Origin of the sequence: Microbacterium sp. Mcb102, assembly GCF_024519805.1 — a bacterium.
Taxonomy (GTDB): domain Bacteria; phylum Actinomycetota; class Actinomycetes; order Actinomycetales; family Microbacteriaceae; genus Microbacterium.
Genome location: NZ_JALJRG010000002.1, coordinates 69,683 through 90,102 on the forward strand (window position 1 = coordinate 69,683; position 20,420 = coordinate 90,102).

A 20,420-nucleotide genomic window follows, 5' to 3' on the forward strand; every position below is an offset into this window, starting at 1 on the left:
CAGGAGAAGGGCGATCGTCGGGCCGGCACCTCTCCGTGCCACTGTGCAAGCGTAATGCGGTGGCGCTTCAGGAGGTAACCCCGGCGGACGGATCAGAGTAGTTCGGCCGTCTGCCGGGCGATCTGCAGTTCCTCATCCGTCGGCACCACGAGGACCGTCACCGGTGAGGTGCTCGTGGAGATGCGCCGGATGCCGCGTTCCCTCGCCTCGTTGCGGGCGGCATCCATCTCCACACCCGCGAATCCTAGGGTCGCCATCGCGGCCGCCCGCACCGGCGCCGCGTTCTCGCCGACGCCGGCGGTGAAGGAGATGACGTCCACTCCCCCGAGCTGCGCGATGTACGCGCCGGCATAGGCGCGCAGGCGGTGCACGTACACGTCGAAGGCGAGCATCGCGGCGTCGTCCCCCGCCTCCACCCCGGCGAGGATGTCGCGCATGTCGCTCCGACCGGCGAGGCCTGCCAGCCCGCTGCGGGTGTTGAGCAGCGAGTCGAGGTCGTCGATCGAGAGGCCGGCACGACGCGACAGGTGCACGAGCGCGGCGGGGTCGATGTCGCCGGAGCGGGTGCCCATGACCAGGCCCTCGAGCGGAGTGAGTCCCATCGAGGTCTCGACCGAGCGACCGCCGTCGATCGCCGTCACCGACGCCCCGTTTCCGAGGTGGAACACGAGCTGTCGGAGGCTGCCGAGGTCGCGGCCGAGGAACGCCGCCGCGGCCTCGCTCACATACTGGTGGCTCGTGCCGTGGAAGCCGTAGCGGCGCACCCGGTGCTCGGCGGCGAGCGCGGCGTCGATCGCGTAGGTGTACGCGGCGGGCGGGAGCGTCTGGTGGAACGCCGTGTCGAAGACGGCGACGTGCGGAACCTGATCGAACACGGCGCGGGCGGCGCGGATGCCGGCCAGGTTCGCGGGGTTGTGCAGCGGCGCGAGCACGGCGAGCTCATCGATCTGCCGCTCCACATCGGCATCGATCAACGTCGGGGCGTAGAAGCGGGCGCCCCCGTGGACCACGCGGTGCCCCACGGCGACCGGGCGGTGTTCCTCGAGTGACGGGCCGTGCGCGGCGAACTGCGCGCGCATGATCTCGAAGGCGGCGGCATGATCGGCGATCGGGCGCTCGTCGCGATACGTCGCGTCCAGCATCGTCGGCATGGCCGTGCCGTCGGACTCGGGACGCACGGTGTGCGCGACCGGGCTGGCGTCCTGGCCGATGCGCTCGATGAGCCCGCTCGCCAGCAGGTTCTCCTGCTCGATGTCGATCAGGCTGTACTTCAGCGACGACGAACCGCTGTTGATCACCAGGATCGCGCTCATGCGTGCTCTCCCTGCGCCTGGATCGCGGTGATCGCGACGGTGTTGACGATGTCGTCGACCAGGGCGCCGCGGGAGAGGTCGTTGATGGGCTTGTTGAGCCCCTGCAGCACCGGTCCGATGGCGACGGCGCCCGCCGATCGCTGCACGGCCTTGTAGGTGTTGTTGCCGGTGTTGAGGTCGGGGAACACGAACACCGTCGCCCGTCCGGCCACGGCGGAGCCGGGGAGCTTGGCCTTGGCGACCGCCGCATCCGCCGCCGCGTCGTACTGGATGGGGCCCTCCACCGGCAGCTCCGGTGCCCTCTCGCGCACGAGGGCGGTCGCCGCGCGCACCTTGTCGACGTCGGCGCCGGTGCCGGATTCTCCGGTCGAGTACGACAGCATCGCGACGCGCGGATCGATCCCGAACTGGCGCGCCGTGGTCGCGGAGGAGATCGCGATGTCGGCGAGCTGCTCGCTCGTCGGATCGGGGATCACGGCGCAGTCGCCGTACACGAGCACACGGTCGGCGAGCGCCATCAGGAAGACACTCGAGACGACGTTCACCCCCGGCTTCGTCTTGATGATCTCGAACGACGGGCGGATGGTGTGCGCGGTCGTGTGCGCGGCGCCGGAGACCATCCCGTCGGCGAGGCCGAGATGCACCATCATCGTGCCGAAGTACGACACGTCGGTCACGGTGTCGGCCGCCTGGGCGAGCGTGATGCCCTTATGGGCGCGGAGTCGCGCGTACTCGGCGGCGAAGCGCTCCACCAGCTCGGGGTCGGTCGGGCTGAGCACCTGGGCCGCCGCGATGTCGACGCCGAGCTCGACGGCCCGCGCGCGCACCGAGGCCTCGTCCCCCAGGATCGTCAGGTCGGCGACCTCCCGGGCCAGCAGCGTGGCGGCGGCGCGGAGGATGCGGTCGTCTCCCCCTTCGGGCAGCACGATGCGGCGACGGTCGGACCGGGCACGCTCGATGAGCCCGTACTGGAACATCAACGGTGTGACGACCCGTGACTCCGCGAGCCCGAGTTTCTCGGTCAGCTCGGCGATGTCCACATGCGCCTGGAACAGGCCGAGCGCGCGGTCGTACCGGCTGCGGGAATCGGCCGAGATCCGGCCGCGGGCGCCCATCACCCGCACCGCCGTGTCGTACGTGCCCAGGTCGGTCGTGATGATCGGAACCGTGGAGGCGAATCCGTCGAGCAGCTGGAGGATCGGCTCCGGCAGCGGGAAGGGGCCGTTCAGGATGATGCCGGCGATGCGCGGGAAGGTGCCGGACGAGTCGGCCAGCAGCGCAGCGAGGAGCACCTCGGTGCGGTCGGCGGGGATCACCACGACCGCCTCTTCGGTGAGCCGCGGCAGCACGTTGACCATCGACATCCCGGCGACCACGATCGTCAGCGCCTCCGCCGCCAACCGGTCGTCGTCGCCCTTGAGGAGCTTCCCGTCGACGGCTGCGAGGATGCCGCGGATCGACGGGGCGACCAGCGCACGGTCCTCGGGGATCGCCCACACCGGCGTGCGCTCGTCGTGGAGGACCGCACGCACGGCATCGATCACGGCGTCGAGCGCGTCGGGGTCCGCCCGGTTCACGGCGACCGCGAAGAGTTCGGCCCGTTCGGCGGCGAGCTCGGACAGCGCCAGCTCTGCGATCTGTCCGACGGCAGCGGCTGCGCGAGCGGTCGTCGTGCCCAGCTGCTCCGCCTGGCGCTGCTGATCACGACCGCTGAGGACGAGCATGACCGGCGCCCCCAGGTTGGCGGCGACACGCGCGTTGAAGCCCAGTTCGGCGGGGCTGGCGACATCGGTGTAGTCGCTGCCGATGATCACCACGGAGTCGCACTGCGCCTCGACCGCCTTGAACCGCGCGACGATCGTCGACAGCGCTGCCTCCGGATCGCTGCGCACGTCGTCGTAGGTGACGCCGATGCAGTCCTCGTAGTCGAGCTGCACGCCGTCGTGCGCCAGCATCAGCTCGAGGATGTCGTCGCGTTCGGTGACGGATCGCGCGATCGGACGGAACACCCCCACCCGCGGCGACACGCGCATCAAGGCGTCGAGCGCCCCGAGGGCGATCGTCGACTTTCCGGTATGGCCTTCGGCCGAGGTGATGTAGATGCTCTGCGCCACGGCTTCAGCATAGGCGCGGCATCCGTGAACCCATCGGGCATCCCACCGGAACTATTGCGCCGGCGTCACTCGCACGGGCCCGACAGCGCGTCGACGACCGCCGTGGCATCCGCCTGGAACCGCGAGTAGTAGTCGCGGTCCATGTTGATCTGCACCCGATGGATCGCGTGCGAAGGCGTCATGCTCTGCCAGTCGGGAAGCCGTCCGAGACGGTCGAAGAACAGGGTCGCGGCGGTCGCCGGGTCCATCCGCTGCTCGGCACTCCCCCACCAGTCCTGCTGCTGGAACAGCCCGATGCTCGTGGTGCGCGAGCCGTCGGGGTTGGTGAACCCGCTCGTCTCCCAGTCGCCGTAGTCGATGTTGCGCAGGCTGCTCTCGCCCATCGCGGTCATCACCCCGAGGATCTGTCCCTCTCGCGGGAAGCCCAGCCCGGCCGCCGTGCGCACGATGGTCGCCGCATTCTCGAGCTGCTCTCCGCTCCACCCCTCGATGCCCGCCTCCGGGAACGTCTGCGGCTCGTCGATGCAGATCGGCGCCGGGTCGTGCGCGAGCCCGAGCGGGATGAGGGCCAGCAGCCCGCCGAGCACCAGGACGGCCGTGGTCGACACGAGCACCCGCTGCAGGATCTTCCGGCGGCGGAGCCGGATCGCCGCCTGCCGTCGCGTGCCGGGTTTGCGCCGCCGCGCCGTGCTCTTCCGCTTCGATCTCGGCTTCGTCGTCGCCCGCCTGCGCTTCGCCGGCGACGCCGCGCGTCGAGGACTCATGCCGCGAGCGCTCCGCGCTCTGTTCGCGGGCGACGGCCGATGAGGGCGGCGAGCCCGCCACCGATCGCGCCGAAGAGGTGACCCTGCCACGAGATCCCCTCGGCGACGCCGAACACCCCGGCCAGCATCGTGGCACCGTACAGGGCGAGCACGATCAACGCGATGACGGCGTAGAGGATCCGGTGGGCGACCCGGCCCGGCGCGAACACCCGCATCACGACGTAGCCGAAGTAGCCGAACACGAGTCCGGAGGCGCCGACCGTCAGCGTGCCGGGAGCATTGAAGAGCCACGTGCCGATGCCGCTGACGACCGCGACGATCGCCGTGACGGCCCAGAATCGGCGGGTTCCTTCGACCGCGACGAGGCAGCCGAGGACGAGGAACGGCACCGAGTTGCCGATGAGATGCTGCCAGTTCGCGTGCAGGAGCGGACCGAGCACGATGCCACCGAGACCGGACACATCCCACGACCGCAACCCGAAGCCGGTGAAAGACCCCGGCAGGATCGCATCGGCGAACTGCACGACCCACATCGCGACGAGCAGGAGCACCGGCGAGGCGAAACGGCCGAGCGGATGCTGCGTCTTCAGCGGCGGGGTGACGGTCACCGGATGATTGTCGCAGGTGCAGCCAGGAGACGACTGAGCGTCCGGCGGATCACCCGCAGAAAAAGAAAGTGACCCTCCGCGCACCCAGCAGAGCCCGGTTACCCTTGCTGCGTTTCCGCCCTGGGGGAATTGGCCTGGATGCCGCCACGCGGAGAGCCGTCAACCATCCTAACCCGATGCGCCGGGTGGTTCGAACCGTCACCGCGGATGGCGGCGAGCTCAGGGGAACCTGCCAGAGCGATACCCCCTCCACAGGGTTACGATCGAGTAACGCGCACCGCAGCGCCGATGTGAGAGGGAACGCATGCCCGAGAACGCCCCCCTGGTCCCGGTGACGATCGACGCCGAGCGGTTCGCCGCGCAGACCTCCGCGATCCTCGGCTCCATCGGCCAGGTCATCGACGGCAAGCCCGATGCCGTGCGCAGCGCGCTCGTCTGCCTCCTCGCCGAGGGGCACCTGCTCATCGAAGATGTACCCGGCGTCGGCAAGACGATGCTCGCGCGGGCACTGGCCGCGAGCGTGGACGCGACGGTGCGCCGCATCCAGTTCACCCCCGACCTGCTTCCCGGCGACGTCACCGGCGTCTCGGTCTACAACCCGGTCGACCGGGAGTTCGAGTTCAAGCGCGGCGCGGTCTTTGCCCACATCGTGATCGCCGACGAGATCAACCGCTCCTCCCCGAAGACACAGTCCGCGCTGCTCGAGGCGATGGAGGAGGGACAGGTCACGGTCGACGGCGCCACGCACATGCTCCCGAAGCCGTTCCTGGTCGTCGCGACCCAGAACCCGCTCGAGATGGAGGGCACCTACGCCCTGCCCGAAGCGCAACGCGACCGCTTCATGATGCGCATCTCGATGGGATACCCGGATGCCGCAGCCGAAGCTCTCATGCTCCGCCAGCGCGATGTGGTGAGCCCGCTCGCCGCGGTGACGCCCGTCGCCGATGCGGCGTCCATCTCGCAGCTCATCGCGTGGGCACGCTCCGTCCATGTGGCCCCCGCGCTGGAGGAGTACACGGTCGCCCTCGCGCAGTCGACCCGTTCCGATCCGAACCTCCACCTCGGCGCGAGCCCGCGCGCCACGCTGCAGCTGATCAGGGCGGCGAAGGTGTGGGCCGCGCTCGACGGACGCGACTACGTCATCCCCGACGACATCACCGCACTGCTCATCCCCGTGCTGGCGCACCGCCTGCTGCCTGCGCGCGGTGCCCACCGTGCCGGCGCGCAGCCCGTCGAAACCGCGCTGACCCAGATCGTCGAGCGGGTGCGCGTGCCCGTCGCGACCCGCTCCTGACCGAGACCCTCATGCGACGACGCCGATCCCTCACCAGCCGCGGCGCCGGTGCGCTCATCGCGGCGCTGTGCTGCATGATCGCCGCCAACGTCCTCGGCGCCCGCATCCTGCTCTACATCGGGGTGCTGCTCGCCGCCCTCACGCTGTTCTCACTCCTCGCCGTCCGCCCCCCCCGCCGCTCCGGGACGGTCACCCGTCAGATCTCCACCGACCTGCTGACAGTGTCGGAGACCTCGAGGGTGACGGTGCGCTTCACGCTGCGTGCGCTCCGCGTGCCGCGAGGGCTGTGGCACGACGTGCTGCCCGACGCCGTCACCGGCGACTCGGGCGGCGAGTACCCGCCCGAGACCGGTCAGCTCACCTACCTGATCACCGGCGTCCGACGCGGCGTCTGGCCGCTTGGGCCGCTCATGCTGCGCACGGTGGATCCGTTCGGGTTGGCGCAGCGCGAGCAGCCGTTCGGCGACACCCGCAGCGTCACCGTCGTGCCCGAGGTCTTCGCCCTCGCCCCGCTCGCCGTGCGGGTCGGAGCCGCCGGAGGAACCGCGCACACCTCGTCGACGAGGCTGGGGCAGGGCAGCGACAACCTGTCACCGCGCGGCTACATCCCCGGCGACTCGATGCGTCGCATCCACTGGCGGGCGACCGCACACCGTGGGCAGCTCATGGTGCGTCAGGAAGAGGAGGAGTCGAGCCCTGACGCGGTCGTCGTGCTCGACCGCAGCAGTCGCCACTGGGACGCGCCGGGCGTCCACGCCGATCCGGCCTTCGAGACTGCCGTTTCCCTGTGCGCATCCGCCGCCATCCATCTCGCGTCCGAGGGCTACAGCGTCGACGTGATCGACGGCGCGGGAACTCTGCTCGGCGCCCTGCGCGGGCACGAAGACGACCGCGACGGACTGCTCGTGGCGCTGGCGATGGTGACCCCCCGCGGCGAGAGCCGGGACCTGGCGTCGCTCATCGGCGGCACGCCTCCTGGCCCGCTGGTCTTCATCACCGGGCGCCTCGATGAGGAGGACGCCGCCCTGCTGCGTCCGGCGGGAGCCACCGCCCCGATGCTGTTCAGCACCGAGCTGCTGCCCGGTGCCGCCGAGGCCTCCGTCCCGCACGGCTGGACGGTCGTGGAGATCGGCGAGGACATCGCCGAGGCGTGGGAGGATGCCGTCTCGGCGCGGATCGGGGTCGGCGATGTTCCGCGCTGAGCAGTCACCCGCGACCGCGGCCGCCCCCGCGCCGACCGCGCCACGGTGGCATCGCGACCGTGAGGAGACGACCGGTGTCGTCGGCCCCGGTGCGATGGCGGCTGCGGCGACGCTGGTGGCGACGTGGCCGTACACGTCGGTCATCTCTCCGGGCACCTGGTCGGGCACGGTCCTCGTCGTGGTCATCGTCGTGGCCGGCACGGGAATGCTGCTGCGGCACCTGCTGCGCCGACGGGCGGCATGGGTCCGGGACACCGGCACCCTCCTCACCCAGATCGTCGTGGCCATCGGCGCCGTGACGCTGCTCGTCGCGGGTGACACCGCGATCTTCGGGGTGGTCCCGACGACGACCACCCTCGCGGTGTTCGGAGCCCTCGGGGCCGCGGCCTTCGAGGAGGTCGCGTTCGGTTCCGCGCCGCTCGACGCCTCGCCCGGGCTCGCCGCCACGATGGGCGCCGGCTTCGCGATCGTCGCGATCCTCCTCGACCAGCTCGTGGCGCACCGCTCGGCCGTGCTGGCCGCGCTGCTGACCGGCGCCATCGGCGCGGTGCCGATGATCGTCACCCTGGGTGAGACGAACGTGATCTGGTTCGTGCTCTACGGCGTGATGGCCCTGCTCCTCTTCCGTTACACCGCGCGCCGGCATCCGGAATCGCCTCGCCGATCGTCGACCTCGCTCGCCGTCGCGCTGGGGGCCGCCGCGCTGGTCACGACCGTGGCCATCGCACCCGCGCTGCCCGTCGCCACGAGCATGGCCGGCACCGGCGTCGGCGTCACGGTCGACGCATCGCTGCGCCTCGGTGACGACCTGCGCCAACCGAACCCGGTCGAGGTGCTGACCGTGGCGGCGGACGGCGAGACCGCCCCCTACCTGCGGCTGACGACGCTCTCCCGATTCGACGGACGCGTCTGGCAGCCGGACCGAGGCGACCTGCAGTCGCAGGACGACGGCTTCGGCGCCCCGGAGTGGGGTGAGGAGATCGCGACGGAGGAGGAGAACACCTCCATCCGGGTGCTGCGCATGTCGAGCTCGTGGCTTCCGGTGCCGTATCCGGCCACCGACGTGCAGGGACTCAGCGGATCGTGGCGGGTCTCCCCCGACAACCGCACGCTCTTCTCCCGCAGCGCCGATGCGGTCGGCAACGATTACACCGTCACCTCGTCCCGCCTGATCCCGACGCTCGAGCAGATCCGCGCGATCGACGCCGCGCCCCCCGTCGACGATCCCGAGGCGGAGCCCGTGGAACTGCCGGGCATCATCGCCGAGACGGCCACCGACGTGACCGCGGCTGCGAGCACCGACTACGACCGACTCGTGGCACTGCAGAACTGGTTCCGCTCGCAGTTCGCATACTCCCTCGAGACACCGGTGCAGGAGGGCTTCGACGGCACGGGTGCGGAGGCCGTGGCGCAGTTCCTCGAAGAGCGCCAGGGGTACTGCGTGCACTTCGCCGGAGCCTTCGCGCTGATGGCCGAGAGCCTGGGGATGCAGGTGCGCATCGTGGTCGGCTACCTGCCCGGCGCGCTCACCGACGAGAAACGGGGCACGGAATCGGTGTTCTCCGTGACCAGCGATCAGCTGCACTCCTGGCCGGAGGTGCTCTTCCCCGGCGTCGGCTGGGTTCCTTTCGAACCGACCGCCTCCCTGGGCGTGCCGACCGCCTTCCGCGCAGGAGTGACGCAGGGCGGTGGCTCCGGAGACCCGTCCGTCCCCGTCCCCACCACGGCCCCGCAGAGTGAAGAGACCTCGGGGCCGGAGGTGGACCGCGAAGACGCCGGCAGCGACTCGGCGGACGGCGACGCACAGCGTGGCCTCGACGCGATGCCGCTCGTGTTCACCGCACTCGGAGCCGTCGTGCTGCTCCTGCTGCCGGCGCTCATCCGCGTCGTGGAGCGCCGCGGTCGCATGAGCCGAGCGCGAGGCGGAGACTCCGCGGCGGCCTGGGCCGAGCTCCGCGACACGTTGATCGACCTCCAACAAGACGTGTCCGATGCCGAGACCCCACGTGTGCGTGCGGCGGGTCTCGTGCGGTCGAACCAGGTCGATGCGGCGGCGATGCGTAGACTCACGGATGCCGTCGAGCGGTCCAACTACGCCCGGTCCGGCGAGGCATCGGCAGATCTCTCCGAGCCGCTGCGACAGGTCTTGGCGCAGCTGCGCGACAGCGTCGACCGACCGACCCGGGTGCGCGCCGCACTGCTGCCGCGGTCGCTGTACGCTCCGCGAGCCGCCGAGCCGGGAGCGGCGGTCTGACGGCAGGGCTCCGGGACGCTCGGCTCGGGTCGGCTCGGGTCGGTCGAACCCGCGTTCAGGCGGCGTGAGCCGTGCAGGGCACGGCGACGCACGCCTCGCACACCACGAACTGCGAGCGGCAGGAGAGATCGGGGCAGTTGGCGGTGCGCTTGGTGGGCGTCCCGCAGCCGACGCACTCGCCGATGACCCGCGCGTGGTCGGAGAAATCGACGGAGCCACGGCCGTCGAACACATACAGCGAGCCGTCCCAGAGACCGTCATCGCCGTACTTCTCGCCGTAGCGGACGATGCCGCCCTCGAGCTGGTAGACCTCGCCGAAACCGCGCGCCGTCATCAGGCTCGACAGCACCTCGCAGCGGATCCCGCCGGTGCAGTAGGTCACGACCGGCTTGCCCTTCAGGTCGTCGTAGGCGCCGGAGTCGAGGAGCTGCACGAAATCGCGGGTCGTCTCGGTGTCGGGCACGACCGCGCCGCGGAACCGCCCGATCTGCGCCTCGAGGGCGTTCCGGCCGTCGAAGAACACCACGTCGTCGCCGCGTTCGTCCATCAGCGCGTGCAGTTCTTCCGGGGTCAGGCGGGTGCCTCCACCGACGACGCCGTGCTCGTCGACACGCAGCTCTCCCGGGGCTCCGAACGACACGATCTCGTCACGCACCTTGACGCTGAGCTTCGGGAAGTCGAGGCTGCGGCCTTCGGCATCGAGCCCCGTCCCCTCGCTCCACTTGATGTCGGCGTCCGCGAACGGCGCGTAGGAGCGGAAGGAACGGAGCCATTTCTTCAGGACCGTGATGTCACCACCGAGAGTGCCGTTGATCCCGTCCTTCGAGATGAGCAGTCGTCCGCGCAGCCCGAGCGCCTCGCCGATGTCGCGCTGCCAGACGCGCACGGCATCGGGGTCGGCGAGGGGCGTGAACGCGTAGAAGAGGACGATCTTGGGGGTTGCCACCCAGGAATCCTACGTCGGGTGCGGGTGGTGGGCGGAACCCGCTCAGAGCCGGTCCCGGCCGCGCTACTTCACGTCGCGCTTCAGAAACGCGACTGCGCCAACCCCGAGTGCCGCCACCACCCACCCTGCTACCACCAGCACGGCCAGCCATGTGTCGAGGCTGTCCTTCGGTTCCACTCCCAGGGCGGTGATGTCGAACTGAAGGGCTTCGAGCATTGCGAGAAGCGGAAGGTAGACGGCGCCCGCACTCCAGAAGGGCGCCACCAGCATCGCCGCCGCCATCGACATGGACGCGGCGAACAAAGCCACCAGATGGGTCTGGATGACGATCCCGAGCCCCATTCCCCAGAGGCCCGCGACAGCGCCGAGCGCAACGACGGGGCCGACCGATGACCACTGCACAGGAATGCCGCCCATGGCGATCATCAGCGCAATATGACCCCCCACCACGCCGGCGAGAGTGACGACCGCACCGCCGAAGGCAGCGGTGGGCATTCGGGTGAGGAAGATCACCCACCGAGGCTGGAGCATCAGACGCTGCGCGATGACACCATCTCGGCGGTCGACGGTGTACCGGAAGGAACCGTAAACAGCCGCGACGACTGCCCCATAGGTCGCGAGCACTGCCCCGAAGGGTGCCATGAGCGCCTCGCGGACATCAGCAGGCGCAGCCGCGAACTCCGGTGGGACACTCGTCGCCAGGGAGAGCGACATCACGAATGCCGCAACCGCGCTCCAGAGGAGGACGACGTCGGCTGCGAAACTCCGGCTCTGAGCGCGCAGAGCCCGCAGAATCACGAGGCGGCCCTTCGTCTCCGGTACCACGCGAGCGCGACCAGGCCGACAGCCCATGCGAGCGCGACAGTGAGGGCGGGGATGAACTCGAGCAGCTGGTCCTGGTACCCGGGAACGCTCAGTGCGGCAAGAGCCAACCCGGGCGAGAACCGCGCCAGCTCGGGTGCGTTCCGCAGCAGCGCGAACTCCACCGCCATCGGGATGGCGAGAACGAGAGCCGCCGTCACATAGTAGTTCCGTGTGATCCATCCGACGGCGCCCCCGACGAAGGCACCGAGCACGGAACCGAGCAGAGCTCCCGCATATATCTGCCAGGCATCCTGGGTGAGCACGAGCGAAAGTCCGTTCTGAGCGAGAAGGAAGTGCACCCCCACCGTCCACAGCACGAAGATGCACACTGACAGTGCGCTCGCGACAAAGGCACCGGCGACGAGCTTTCCCGTGAATGCGCGACGAAATCCGACGCCGGTCAGCGTTCTGTCCATCGAGCCGTAGTAGTACTCGCGGGTGACACCGTATGCCCCGGCGAACGCCGCGGCGATGGCGGACCAGGCAAGCGGCTCCAGGAGCCGGGTCGTGGCAGCGCCAGCCTCGACGCCGGCGACATCGAAGCGGGAGCCGTCGGAGAAGAGAACGAACAGGGGCATGAGGAGCGCGATGAAGTAGACGGGCAGAATGGAGAGGCCGCTCGCCGCGCGCAGCACCTCGCTCCGAATGGCTCGTCTCATGCGGGTGCTCCTTCGACCAGGTCGAAGTACTTGCTCTCGAGAGAATCGCGGTCGCTCGTTACGAGGTCGCCGAGCCGCCCGGCGTAGAGCGCGCGCCGCTTGATGACGACGACCTCATCCACGACCTGTTCCAGTTCGGCCAGTTGATGACTGGCGATCAAGACGGTGCCGCCGCTTTCCGCGAAGCCGCGGAGGAACCGGCGGAGCCATCGAATGCCGTCGGGGTCCAACCCGTTCGCCGGCTCATCGAGGATGAGAGTGCGCGGAGAACCGATGAGAGCAGCAGCGAGTCCGAGCCGCTGGGCCATTCCCGTCGAATAGGTCTTCACACGGCGACGGGCGTCTGGGGCGAGTCCGACCATCTCCAGGACCTCGTCGACCCGGCCGGTAGATGCGCCGGCCGCGAGTCGGGATATCTCCAGATGCCGTCTCGCGGTGATCCCGAGCTCGAAGCCGAAGCCGTCCATGTGCACGCCGACGTGGGATGCGGGGTTGTCGAGTGCGGTGAACGGGGCACCATCGATGAGGCTGTCGCCGCTGGTCGGCGCGAGCAGGCCCACGATGCTGCGCAGAGTCGTCGACTTGCCCGCGCCGTTGGGACCGAGCAGACCGACGATGGAACCGCGCGGCACAGCGAACGACAGCTCTTCTACGGCCGTCCGGTTCCCATATCGCTTGGTGAGCGCTCGGACTTCGATTGCTTGGTCGTTCATCTTGATCCTCTTTCTACTTCTCGTTCTGGGATGCCGAAAGTGGCTGCATCACGCCGGTGGCCCAGAGGAACTCCCACAGACTCACCATTCCGAGATCGAACCTCGCCTGCCCGGCCTCGGGAGGGCTCCCGCCTCTGTCGGATACATCCACTTCTGCGAAGGACACGGCCGAGACCGACACGCCCGCCGCTGTGGCGGGAACCAGAGCATCGAGCGGCACCCTCGTGGGCTCGGGTCGCTGCGGTCTCGCGGTTCCTTCACCGACCTGCCGGCTGCCCAGGATGCCGCTGCTCAAGAGCACGATAGGGGTCCCGTCGCGCACCTCCACTGCCGTTTGCCCGTCGGCGTGGACAAGGACCACCCGACCGCCTTCTGTGGAGAAGCCGAAGGTGGCGGTCATCGGTACGGGGATCACGGCTCCGGCGATCACGATGATCGCACCCAGCGCGGCGCAGACCGAGATGAAGCGCAGTCGCGACACACCTGACCGGAGCACCCGGTGCAGGGCCCTCCATAAAAGCCCCATCCCGACGAGCACGACGACGGCTTCCAGCGCCACCACGAACATCCCGAGACTTGGTCCGCCCGCGGCCAGAGATCGGACCGCGCGTGTGACGGCGAGCAGCACCAGCGTGATCGGTGCGATGAGGCTCGCGAGGCCGAACGGCACGCTCCACCACGTGTTCACGCTCTTGCTCATGCGCCGTCCGCCGAAGAGGAGGCCTGTCAGGAAGTTCGCTCCGTCGCGAATCGTCCGATTCCTGAGGTTCGGCTCGTCCAGCGCACTCATGAGCGCGATGTACCCGTCGAACCGCACGAACGGGATCAGATTGACGAGGACGATGGCTGTGCAGGAGAGACCAAGGATCTGCAGGGTCTCGCGGACGACCGGTTGCGGAGCCACCAGCGCCGCCGTGAGTGCGATCGCCGCGACCACGGCGTGCACGGCGGGTCCGGCAAGAGCGACTTCCACGCGCTGCCGACGGCGAGGCAGGCGCCAGCCATCCGTCACATCGACGAAAAAGGCGGGAGCGAGATAGAAGAGCATGACGCCGGCGCGCCGGGGCCTGCCGCCGTAGCGCGTGAGTGTGAGGCCGTGGGCGCTCTCATGGAGCAGGGTGAGGCACGCGAGGACGGCGACGAGAACCACGATCGCCCCCAAAGGCATGGGCGTGGTGACGACGTTCAGCAGCTCTCTCGCCTGAAGGATGGCCGCCATGAACCCCAGGCTGAGCACGGCCGCAACGGATACCAGGATCGCCCGGCGTGGGAGGGGCGCGATCAGACGGTGCAGTCGACCGAAGATGGCGGCCGCACGAAGGGTTGCGATCTGCAGCGTGAACGGGGGCCGATAGGTCAGCCGACCGGGCGGCAGCTTGGTGTCGCCCTCGAGCAGCCCCGTGGCGCGGAAACGCTGGACCAGCTGGAGGAAGCTCTCGGAGGACTCGGATGCGGCGAAGCGCAGATGCAGATCGTGAAGCGAGGTCGTGCCGTCCATCGCCGACAGCAGGTCGACGACCGGCCGCGAAACCCTGGATGAAGGCACGCCGTGCAGCACTGCTATCCCCGTCGATTCATCGCCGACTCCCACGAACGTGACTCCGGTCGACAGAAGCGGACACGTGTCTGCAGTGAGCGGTGCTGGTGCGGAGCTCTTTCTCCTCCGAAGGGAACTAGTCGGAAACATCGCCATCCGCCATTCCCCAGGCCCCCGCCCACGACGTCTTGAGAAGGAGGATCTCCGCTCCGAGGTGCGTTCGAACAGGAGATACGGCAGGTTCGTGGAAGCCGGCTTCGACGAGTTCTCTCGCGAGAACCTCGTGGCTGAGCAGCTGCAATCGGCTGGTGAGGACGGTGACTTCGCCGCCAGGGGTCACGTCTGAGGCACGGACCCAATTGACCACCCGCGCCGCGCCGTCCGCTTCCACCTGCTGGGAGAAGAGATAGATGTCGTCTTGGCCTCTACCGGGGACTCTGATCTCACGCTCTGTCGGCACGGCGAGACTCTGCGCAGACGCACCTGCGGCGACGGTGAAGGCGAAGACGCCGCCGGGCGCGAGGTGACGCCGCACGTTCGCGTAGAGAAGCGACCTTCCTTCGTGATCGAGCAAGGTGATGGACGTCGCGCCGATGATGACGAGCTCGTACCGGGCCTCCAGCGAGAAGTGACGCATGTCCGCGACGATGCACTCGACGGCCGACCGCTCCGGCAAGGCGCGTCGCAGGTGGGCGAGCATGTCGTCCGAAAGGTCGATGGCGGTGACTCGCTTGCCGGATCTCACCAGCGGGATCGTCACTCTCCCGCTTCCCGCGGCGAGATCGAGTACAGGCCCCGCGGCATCTCTCGCGAGTGCCAGCATCTCTCGAATCTCGGCACGGTCGGGGCCGACGAGTCGCTCATAGAAGTCGGTGCCCTCCCCCTCGTACAGGTCTTGTTCCCGGGGACGCGCCCCGACCAGGTCGAGTCGCGCCTGCATGGCTTCGGTGATCAGTCCTGGCATTCGATGGCCTCTCAGCGTGAGCAGTGGAGTGCGGGCGGGTGTGGTCCGCCCGCACCCCTCGGTCAGGTTGCGATCGCTGCCGCACCGCCGATGATGGCGATGATGTAGCCCGCGTGCTCCCACCATTCGAGTGGTGCGTCGATCTGTTCGAGTTCCTGGAATTCCAGCGATCTCGTCAGCATTTGGTACCTCCTCAATCGGTAGTCGGATACGACTACTACGTCAGCGCGAGAATCCCGATGATGACGCCCGCGGCGAATCCCCGCAGGAAGTCCTCGCCGTCGTTCAGCGCTTCCATGGCCTCGAGTTCGGTGAACTCGAGCTTCGGCATCGTGGCTTGCATATTTCCTCCTTTCGTTTCGTCACCCTCATCGGGTCGACGAGATCACGTCGCTGCGGCTGCGCCGATTCCGATGAGTATCAGTGCGCCGATCGCGCCCTCATAGAAGCTCTCCCAGCTGGGGGCTTCCATTTCGTCGAGTTCTTGAAAGCAGATCTGCCTTTCAACACCGTTGTTCATTGAATTCACCTCCTTCATGTCGAACGTGAGAGGTTGGCATGGGGGTGCCAACGGGCTGAGCGTTCCAGCACGAATCGCGGAGCACATCACGGAAGTCCGCCGCAAGAAGTCCGCGAAGCATCGGTTGGCGATGCCCCCACGCTTTCTCGGTGGCCGTGGAGATGCGACCGATCTCGTCAACCGTCGGCTTCGCCGGGCACGGGATCCCCCACCCGTCGACGAGCGCAGCCGCGCCGGCGGGCGGATCGAGAGGCAACCCGGTCCCGGCGGTGACCCCGGCCCAGAAATCCTGGAGGCTCTCACGATCCCCCCAGCGTGACTCACCCGAGCAGATTCGCCGCCACACGGCAGCGATGATGCCAGCCGTCGCGACCATCTTGCGAACCCCGAGCACGAACGCGACTTCGTTCGCCAGGTACCAATGACGGGCGCTGTAGGGGTCGGGGCCCCTGAGCGCTGCGGTGCGCTGGGTCGCTGCGCTCAGACGCGCAACGCGCAACCTTCCCATGGGGGAACCCGAGTGACCAGCGGCGGTCTCGAGGAGTGCCCTACCGAGCGTGACGGCGTCGCTGTTCGCCCTCGCACTCCTTCCCGGACTCGTCGACGCCCCTGCCAGGCGAAGGAACGCCTCCAGCGCTCCCTCCCTGACCGAAGTCGGCCGGAGGGTGACCGAATTGCAGGGATCGATGATGGCGTGACGCGGCCTCAGGGAGCGCCCGACGATGAGGCGATTGCCGTGTTCGTTTCTGAGGATGGCGACACTGTTCGTCTCCGACGAGGTGCCGAGCGTAGTCGGCATGGTGACGATGTCGACGGGCGGCGGAGCATCGGGCAGGAATGTCAGTGGCGCCCTCGACGCATGTTCGACGGCGTAGTCGAACACCCGCCCCTGGGCGAGCGCGAGCGCGGCGAGCTTGCTGGCGTCGAGTACGCTCCCTCCACCGACTGCCACGATGACGCGTGGAGGGCGGCGAACGATCTCGCGCGCGATGGCTACCACCGTCGTGACGTCTGAGGCGAGGGCGTCGATGTCGATCATCCTGGCGTTGCCGTCGTCCAGGAAGGGAACCGTGACGGCCGCATCAGCGATCACCAAGGTCTCCCGTCCCGCCGTGAGGCGCCCCACCGTCTCCCGTGCGATCCCGCTTCCGTGCCATAGCGTGGGAACGCGCCCCGCAAAGCCCCTATTCATGCGGAGGTCTCCCGTGACTGCGCCACACCCGCACGCACCGCCGTATCCATTTCCACGAGTTCCCCGGGAGTGAACCCGTACGCCGGAATCAGTTCGATGGAGCTCGGCCCCGGCTGCACAAGGACGCCGTTCGCTGCGACCGCGGAGACGACGCGAAGAACCTCGGGACCGGAGAGCGGATTCCCATCCTGGTCGCAGAGTTCCAGCCCGAGAAAGCAGCCGCGTCCCGTGACCCCGGTGACGATGCCGTCCGACACCAATCGTGTCGTGAGCTGTGACAACTCGTCTGCCAGTGACATGGTCACCGATTCCACGTCGATGCGGTGCAGCTCCTCGATGACGGCGACGATCGCCGCCGAACACCCTGGTGTCCCCGCCTGCGTCTCGCCGTGGATGAACGTCCAGCCTCCTCGGACGAACTCGGAGGCCACGCGATGCCCGACAAGGAGTGCTGCGGCGCCCATCGCGCCGTTCGTCAGTGCTTTCGAGAGGATGAGGACGTCGGGCGCGGCCGCCCAGCGGTCGGTAGCGAACATCGTCCCGGTGCGGCCGAATCCCGTCGCGACCTCATCAGCGACGATCAGAAACCCGTACTCCTCCCTCAAAGCGAGAAGACGGTGCACGAAGGCATCTGAGAGCGCGTACGCGCCGCTGCCCAGGACGGGCTCGACGACGACCGAGGCCACCCGCGACCCTTCGCGTGAGAGCAGTGTCGCCAGCTCCTCCCCGTCATCGCTGTGCGACACGTGCCTCACCGATCTGCGATCGACCGAATAGACCGCTTGGTGGAGTTCATCGCCACTCAGTGCATGGCTGCCGTACATGGTGCCGTGATAGCTACCCTTCAGTCCGACGACGAGCGATCGGGACCCGGAGCCCTTCTGCACCCAGTACTGTCGCGCCAGCTTCACGGCGGCATCGTTCGCCGCCCCGCCCGACGTCGAGAAGATGACACGGCGGTACCTGCTCGGTTTCGCCAGTTCGATGAGAGCCTCCGCCGCGTTTTCCGCATACCTGTGCGGCGCTCTGAACAGGGACAGGTACGAGGCATCATGTGTCGCTCTGCTCACCGCTTCGGTCACCGCAGCGTTGCCGAAGCCGAGGGGGACATTCCACAGCCCGCTCGTCGCACAGAGGCGCGTGGATCCGTCAGCGAACTCGATGCGGTTTCCTGACGCGCCGACGGCCACTCGGTCAGGCGCGAAGGTGACGTCGGCCGGGAGCATCGAGGTCCACAGCGCGTGCGGGTCGGTCATGCGTCGACTCCCGTGGGGCGTGGTGCGGCGGCAGCGCGTCTGCCGGAGTGGACGCCGAGAGCTGCGAGGGCTGCACGGCACAGGGTCTCCGCTTCCGAGATAGAGATGCCGAGTTTTCGCGCCACCCGCTCAGCCGCGAGGGCGAGCGTGCTGGAAGTCTGGGCGACGGCGACCACCGTGGCAGTCATGGGCGACAGCAGCTGGCGACGCAGTGTGGTGGGGTCGGCCAGTATGAAACCGTCTGCCGTCTCGAGCAGGAATGGATCGCGGATGGGCGGTTCGGCATCGGAGAGGTTGTCGTCGACCAGGGACCAGCCGAATCCCGTGATTCTCGCCGCACCGTTGGCAAGCCGGAGCATCTTCATGAGATCCGTCGCCTGGAGGTATCGACCGATCCACTCCCGATTCGCGAGGTCGGCGAGGAGCACATCTCTGGGCGCGATGTCGTCCCACGCGGCGACACCCGGAAGCGGGATCGTGAGCACCGCCGGCAGGTCATCGACATGGCCGATGTCGGCGCCGCGCACACCGATGCTCACTCTGCCAACGGAACTCAAGCGGATGGCGCTCGGAGTCTCCAGTCCGCGGGGGTCGGCAAGCGCTCTGCGGTCCGCGAGAAGAATCCGGGGGTCGAGCAGAGTCGAGGGAAAGATGCCCGTCCGTCGGGCGACTTCAGCGTCATCGAGGAAGGCGCGCCAGCTCGACTCATCGAAGAAGCACACCGCAGTGGGGCCGACGATCTGAACGAACTCCGCAGCCGAATAGTCCTGGAGTTCGACTCCACGTTCTCCGAAGAACAGCTCGTCTCCGAGGTCGCGCAGTGCGCCGTTGTAACGGACGGCCGTGGCAGGTCCTCTGTACGGATCGCTTCCTGTCGGCAACAGCATGACGTCGTCCTTACTGGTCACCGCGTCCAGGTTCCGTGCCGAGGCTCCGACATCCACGAGGTACACCCGCGTGTGCTGATCGCGCACTCCGGTGATCCATTCACGCAGTGCCCGGGCTCCGACGCGTTCGATATCGACCGACCCTTCTTCGTCGCGCGTCATGACCCGTGCCGCCGGTAGCCGGTGACGTCGAATCCCGTCGCCGCAAACCTGTCCTGCAGCGCACGCACCAGCGGAGCGACCCTGCTCACCCGCGTGCCGAGTTCGGTGGCGAGCAGGGCCGTCGCCTCAAACTCCTCCGAGGTCGCGATCAGGCATTCCGCAGCCCTCGCGGAATCGACTCCGAGTCGGAGACGTCTGTGGCTCACTCGATCAACCAGGATGTACTCCTCGCCGTCCCCTGTAACGAGGAAGGGTGCATCGGCAGCCAGTATCGAGGGATATGCCCCACCCTCGTCGAGCACCGCGACAAGGTGGCGGCCGAATCCGGAGATGGCAGGACGAGGCGGTGCGCCCTCCCACCCTCGCATCAGATCGAGAGCCGCCAGATACCGCCCGAACCACGGGCGGTCGTCGAGGTCCGCCTCGAGGACGCGAGGGTCGACGACCTCGGCAAACGAGCGCCCTCGCCCTGTTCCCGCCGCGGCCGTCGCCTCGATATCGGCCCGTTCATCGCCCACGCTCCCGAGCAGAAGCCCGTCAGGCCCGTCTCGATACTCCCCATGACGCGTGACGTGGACCCGACCGAGTGAGTCGCCGATGAGGTCCGCCGCGAGAGAGGAGGCCCAGGAATCCAACAGCACTTCCGTGTTCAGTAGCTGACCCACGAAGACGCCGGAGTTCCGCGCCGTGTCGGCATCGCTCAGGAAGGCGGCGATCCCCACTGCCGAGAACTGCCGGACGACGGTCGGACCGGCGAAGGTGGTGAAGGGAACAGCGACGTAGTCCTGCAGTTCGAAGGTGTGGCGCCCGCCGAGGGTGATCTCATCGCCGGGTTCGAGGAAGGAACCGTCGTACGCAATGGTCCGCGGATCGGGATGTCGTAAGGGGGCGATCACGATGTCGCAGGGCTCCGCCGCGTGCAGCACCTCCTCGATGTGGTCTCCGGATTCGAGGAAGAACACGGCGCCCTCGACGATTCCCCGCCTTCCGCTGACGTACTGCTCGAAAGCAGTGGCCGTGCGGTGGCTCGGCCGTGATGCCGTGGTCGCGCTGTCCTGCATACTCTCCCCCAGACGACGAGGACGTTGATCGAACACGATCTGTCCTCATCTGAGGCTATACAGCTGACGTGTGACATGCAATATTTTGCCCGCGGCATCCTCGCGACCGG

The 20,420-nt window shown here is 68.4% G+C and carries 20 protein-coding genes and 1 other RNA gene; 3 read left to right on the forward strand and 18 right to left on the reverse strand.

Annotated features, from left to right (window positions below; translation table 11 throughout):
- Positions 1–92: 92 nt before the first annotated feature.
- From OC372_RS06490 to ffs, 5 genes are all read right to left on the reverse strand, one after another.
- Positions 93–1,313, reverse strand: coding sequence for an acetate/propionate family kinase (locus OC372_RS06490; RefSeq protein ID WP_262001274.1), 1,221 nt, complete (start codon positions 1,311–1,313; stop codon positions 93–95).
- Entirely contained in the window at positions 1,310–3,427 is a 2,118-nt protein-coding gene (pta, locus tag OC372_RS06495; protein WP_262001275.1) for a phosphate acetyltransferase, read from the reverse strand. The genes OC372_RS06490 and pta overlap by 4 nt, the downstream gene beginning before the upstream one ends.
- Before the next feature lie 65 nt (positions 3,428–3,492).
- The gene (locus OC372_RS06500) at positions 3,493–4,191 is read right to left on the reverse strand and encodes a hypothetical protein (RefSeq protein ID WP_181156315.1); all 699 of its coding nucleotides are present in this window, start codon (positions 4,189–4,191) and stop codon (positions 3,493–3,495) included.
- The gene (locus tag OC372_RS06505) at positions 4,188–4,799 is read right to left on the reverse strand and encodes a rhomboid family intramembrane serine protease (RefSeq protein WP_262001276.1); all 612 of its coding nucleotides are present in this window, start codon (positions 4,797–4,799) and stop codon (positions 4,188–4,190) included. The genes OC372_RS06500 and OC372_RS06505 overlap by 4 nt, the downstream gene beginning before the upstream one ends.
- Before the next feature lie 64 nt (positions 4,800–4,863).
- Positions 4,864–4,960, reverse strand: an RNA gene (ffs, locus tag OC372_RS06510) — signal recognition particle sRNA small type.
- 143 nt (positions 4,961–5,103) lie between these two features.
- On the opposite strand from ffs, the gene OC372_RS06515 reads away from it, so the two are divergent.
- The 3 genes from OC372_RS06515 to OC372_RS06525 are packed head-to-tail and all read left to right on the forward strand — an operon-like array spanning position 5,104 to position 9,549.
- Complete coding sequence (locus tag OC372_RS06515) at positions 5,104–6,093, forward strand: AAA family ATPase (RefSeq protein ID WP_262001277.1); 990 nt, start codon at positions 5,104–5,106, stop codon at positions 6,091–6,093.
- Between the two features lie 11 nt (positions 6,094–6,104).
- Positions 6,105–7,295 (forward strand): DUF58 domain-containing protein, encoded by a 1,191-nt coding sequence (locus OC372_RS06520; protein WP_262001278.1) that lies wholly within the window; start codon positions 6,105–6,107, stop codon positions 7,293–7,295.
- Entirely contained in the window at positions 7,252–9,549 is a 2,298-nt protein-coding gene (locus OC372_RS06525; RefSeq protein ID WP_262001279.1) for a DUF3488 and transglutaminase-like domain-containing protein, read from the forward strand. Before OC372_RS06520 ends, OC372_RS06525 begins: the two co-directional genes overlap by 44 nt.
- 55 nt (positions 9,550–9,604) lie before the next feature.
- Here the strand turns inward: OC372_RS06525 and OC372_RS06530 are convergent, their stop codons facing one another.
- The 13 genes from OC372_RS06530 to mpaB (OC372_RS06585) form a co-directional block, all read right to left on the reverse strand.
- Complete coding sequence (locus tag OC372_RS06530; protein WP_262001280.1) at positions 9,605–10,495, reverse strand: rhodanese-related sulfurtransferase; 891 nt, start codon at positions 10,493–10,495, stop codon at positions 9,605–9,607.
- 63 nt (positions 10,496–10,558) lie between these two features.
- Entirely contained in the window at positions 10,559–11,209 is a 651-nt protein-coding gene (locus OC372_RS06535) for a hypothetical protein (RefSeq protein ID WP_262001281.1), read from the reverse strand.
- 80 nt (positions 11,210–11,289) lie between these two features.
- The gene (locus OC372_RS06540; RefSeq protein WP_262001282.1) at positions 11,290–12,018 is read right to left on the reverse strand and encodes an ABC transporter permease; all 729 of its coding nucleotides are present in this window, start codon (positions 12,016–12,018) and stop codon (positions 11,290–11,292) included.
- Complete coding sequence (locus OC372_RS06545) at positions 12,015–12,731, reverse strand: ATP-binding cassette domain-containing protein (protein ID WP_262001283.1); 717 nt, start codon at positions 12,729–12,731, stop codon at positions 12,015–12,017. Before OC372_RS06545 ends, OC372_RS06540 begins: the two co-directional genes overlap by 4 nt.
- Before the next feature lie 13 nt (positions 12,732–12,744).
- A complete protein-coding gene (mpaP, locus tag OC372_RS06550) occupies positions 12,745–14,424 on the reverse strand; it encodes a daptide biosynthesis intramembrane metalloprotease (RefSeq protein ID WP_315985390.1) in 1,680 nt (559 codons plus the stop codon).
- Positions 14,405–15,232, reverse strand: coding sequence for a daptide-type RiPP biosynthesis methyltransferase (gene mpaM, locus OC372_RS06555; protein WP_262001285.1), 828 nt, complete (start codon positions 15,230–15,232; stop codon positions 14,405–14,407). The genes mpaP and mpaM overlap by 20 nt, the downstream gene beginning before the upstream one ends.
- A 62-nt stretch (positions 15,233–15,294) precedes the next feature.
- Positions 15,295–15,414, reverse strand: a complete 120-nt coding sequence (gene mpaA3, locus OC372_RS19335; protein ID WP_308737268.1) for an MpaA3 family daptide-type RiPP — start codon at positions 15,412–15,414, stop codon at positions 15,295–15,297.
- 35 nt (positions 15,415–15,449) lie between these two features.
- Positions 15,450–15,575: an MpaA2 family daptide-type RiPP gene (gene mpaA2 / locus OC372_RS06560; RefSeq protein WP_258134202.1), complete on the reverse strand. Its 126-nt coding sequence runs from the start codon at positions 15,573–15,575 to the stop codon at positions 15,450–15,452.
- Between the two features lie 42 nt (positions 15,576–15,617).
- Positions 15,618–15,752 (reverse strand): MpaA1 family daptide-type RiPP, encoded by a 135-nt coding sequence (mpaA1, locus tag OC372_RS06565; RefSeq protein WP_258134203.1) that lies wholly within the window; start codon positions 15,750–15,752, stop codon positions 15,618–15,620.
- Positions 15,736–16,845, reverse strand: a complete 1,110-nt coding sequence (gene mpaC / locus OC372_RS06570; RefSeq protein WP_262001286.1) for a daptide-type RiPP biosynthesis dehydogenase — start codon at positions 16,843–16,845, stop codon at positions 15,736–15,738. The genes mpaA1 and mpaC overlap by 17 nt, the downstream gene beginning before the upstream one ends.
- A gap of 95 nt (positions 16,846–16,940) precedes the next feature.
- Entirely contained in the window at positions 16,941–18,200 is a 1,260-nt protein-coding gene (gene mpaD, locus OC372_RS06575) for a daptide-type RiPP biosynthesis aminotransferase (protein WP_262001287.1), read from the reverse strand.
- On the reverse strand, positions 18,197–19,249 hold the full coding sequence (mpaB, locus tag OC372_RS06580; protein WP_262001288.1) for a daptide biosynthesis RiPP recognition protein: 1,053 nt from the start codon (positions 19,247–19,249) through the stop codon (positions 18,197–18,199). The genes mpaD and mpaB (OC372_RS06580) overlap by 4 nt, the downstream gene beginning before the upstream one ends.
- Positions 19,246–20,310 (reverse strand): daptide biosynthesis RiPP recognition protein, encoded by a 1,065-nt coding sequence (mpaB, locus tag OC372_RS06585; protein WP_262001289.1) that lies wholly within the window; start codon positions 20,308–20,310, stop codon positions 19,246–19,248. The genes mpaB (OC372_RS06580) and mpaB (OC372_RS06585) overlap by 4 nt, the downstream gene beginning before the upstream one ends.
- Positions 20,311–20,420 lie beyond the last annotated feature (110 nt).

Excerpts from the sequence above, each read along its gene's own strand:
- OC372_RS06490 (WP_262001274.1), bottom strand. The coding sequence starts at position 1,313 with ATGAGCGCGATCCTGGTGATCAACAGCGGTTCGTCGTCGCTGAAGTAC.
- OC372_RS06500 (WP_181156315.1), bottom strand. The coding sequence starts at position 4,191 with ATGAGTCCTCGACGCGCGGCGTCGCCGGCGAAGCGCAGGCGGGCGACG.
- OC372_RS06515 (WP_262001277.1), top strand. The coding sequence starts at position 5,104 with ATGCCCGAGAACGCCCCCCTGGTCCCGGTGACGATCGACGCCGAGCGG.
- OC372_RS06520 (WP_262001278.1), top strand. The coding sequence starts at position 6,105 with ATGCGACGACGCCGATCCCTCACCAGCCGCGGCGCCGGTGCGCTCATC.
- OC372_RS06525 (WP_262001279.1), top strand. The coding sequence starts at position 7,252 with ATGCCGTCTCGGCGCGGATCGGGGTCGGCGATGTTCCGCGCTGAGCAG.
- OC372_RS06535 (WP_262001281.1), bottom strand. The coding sequence starts at position 11,209 with ATGTCGCTCTCCCTGGCGACGAGTGTCCCACCGGAGTTCGCGGCTGCG.
- OC372_RS06540 (WP_262001282.1), bottom strand. The coding sequence starts at position 12,018 with ATGAGACGAGCCATTCGGAGCGAGGTGCTGCGCGCGGCGAGCGGCCTC.
- OC372_RS06545 (WP_262001283.1), bottom strand. The coding sequence starts at position 12,731 with ATGAACGACCAAGCAATCGAAGTCCGAGCGCTCACCAAGCGATATGGG.
- mpaP (WP_315985390.1), bottom strand. The coding sequence starts at position 14,424 with ATGGCGATGTTTCCGACTAGTTCCCTTCGGAGGAGAAAGAGCTCCGCA.
- mpaM (WP_262001285.1), bottom strand. The coding sequence starts at position 15,232 with ATGCCAGGACTGATCACCGAAGCCATGCAGGCGCGACTCGACCTGGTC.
- mpaA3 (WP_308737268.1), bottom strand. The coding sequence starts at position 15,414 with ATGCTGACGAGATCGCTGGAATTCCAGGAACTCGAACAGATCGACGCA.
- mpaA2 (WP_258134202.1), bottom strand. The coding sequence starts at position 15,575 with ATGCAAGCCACGATGCCGAAGCTCGAGTTCACCGAACTCGAGGCCATG.
- mpaA1 (WP_258134203.1), bottom strand. The coding sequence starts at position 15,752 with ATGAACAACGGTGTTGAAAGGCAGATCTGCTTTCAAGAACTCGACGAA.
- mpaD (WP_262001287.1), bottom strand. The coding sequence starts at position 18,200 with ATGACCGACCCGCACGCGCTGTGGACCTCGATGCTCCCGGCCGACGTC.
- mpaB (WP_262001288.1), bottom strand. The coding sequence starts at position 19,249 with ATGACGCGCGACGAAGAAGGGTCGGTCGATATCGAACGCGTCGGAGCC.
- mpaB (WP_262001289.1), bottom strand. The coding sequence starts at position 20,310 with ATGCAGGACAGCGCGACCACGGCATCACGGCCGAGCCACCGCACGGCC.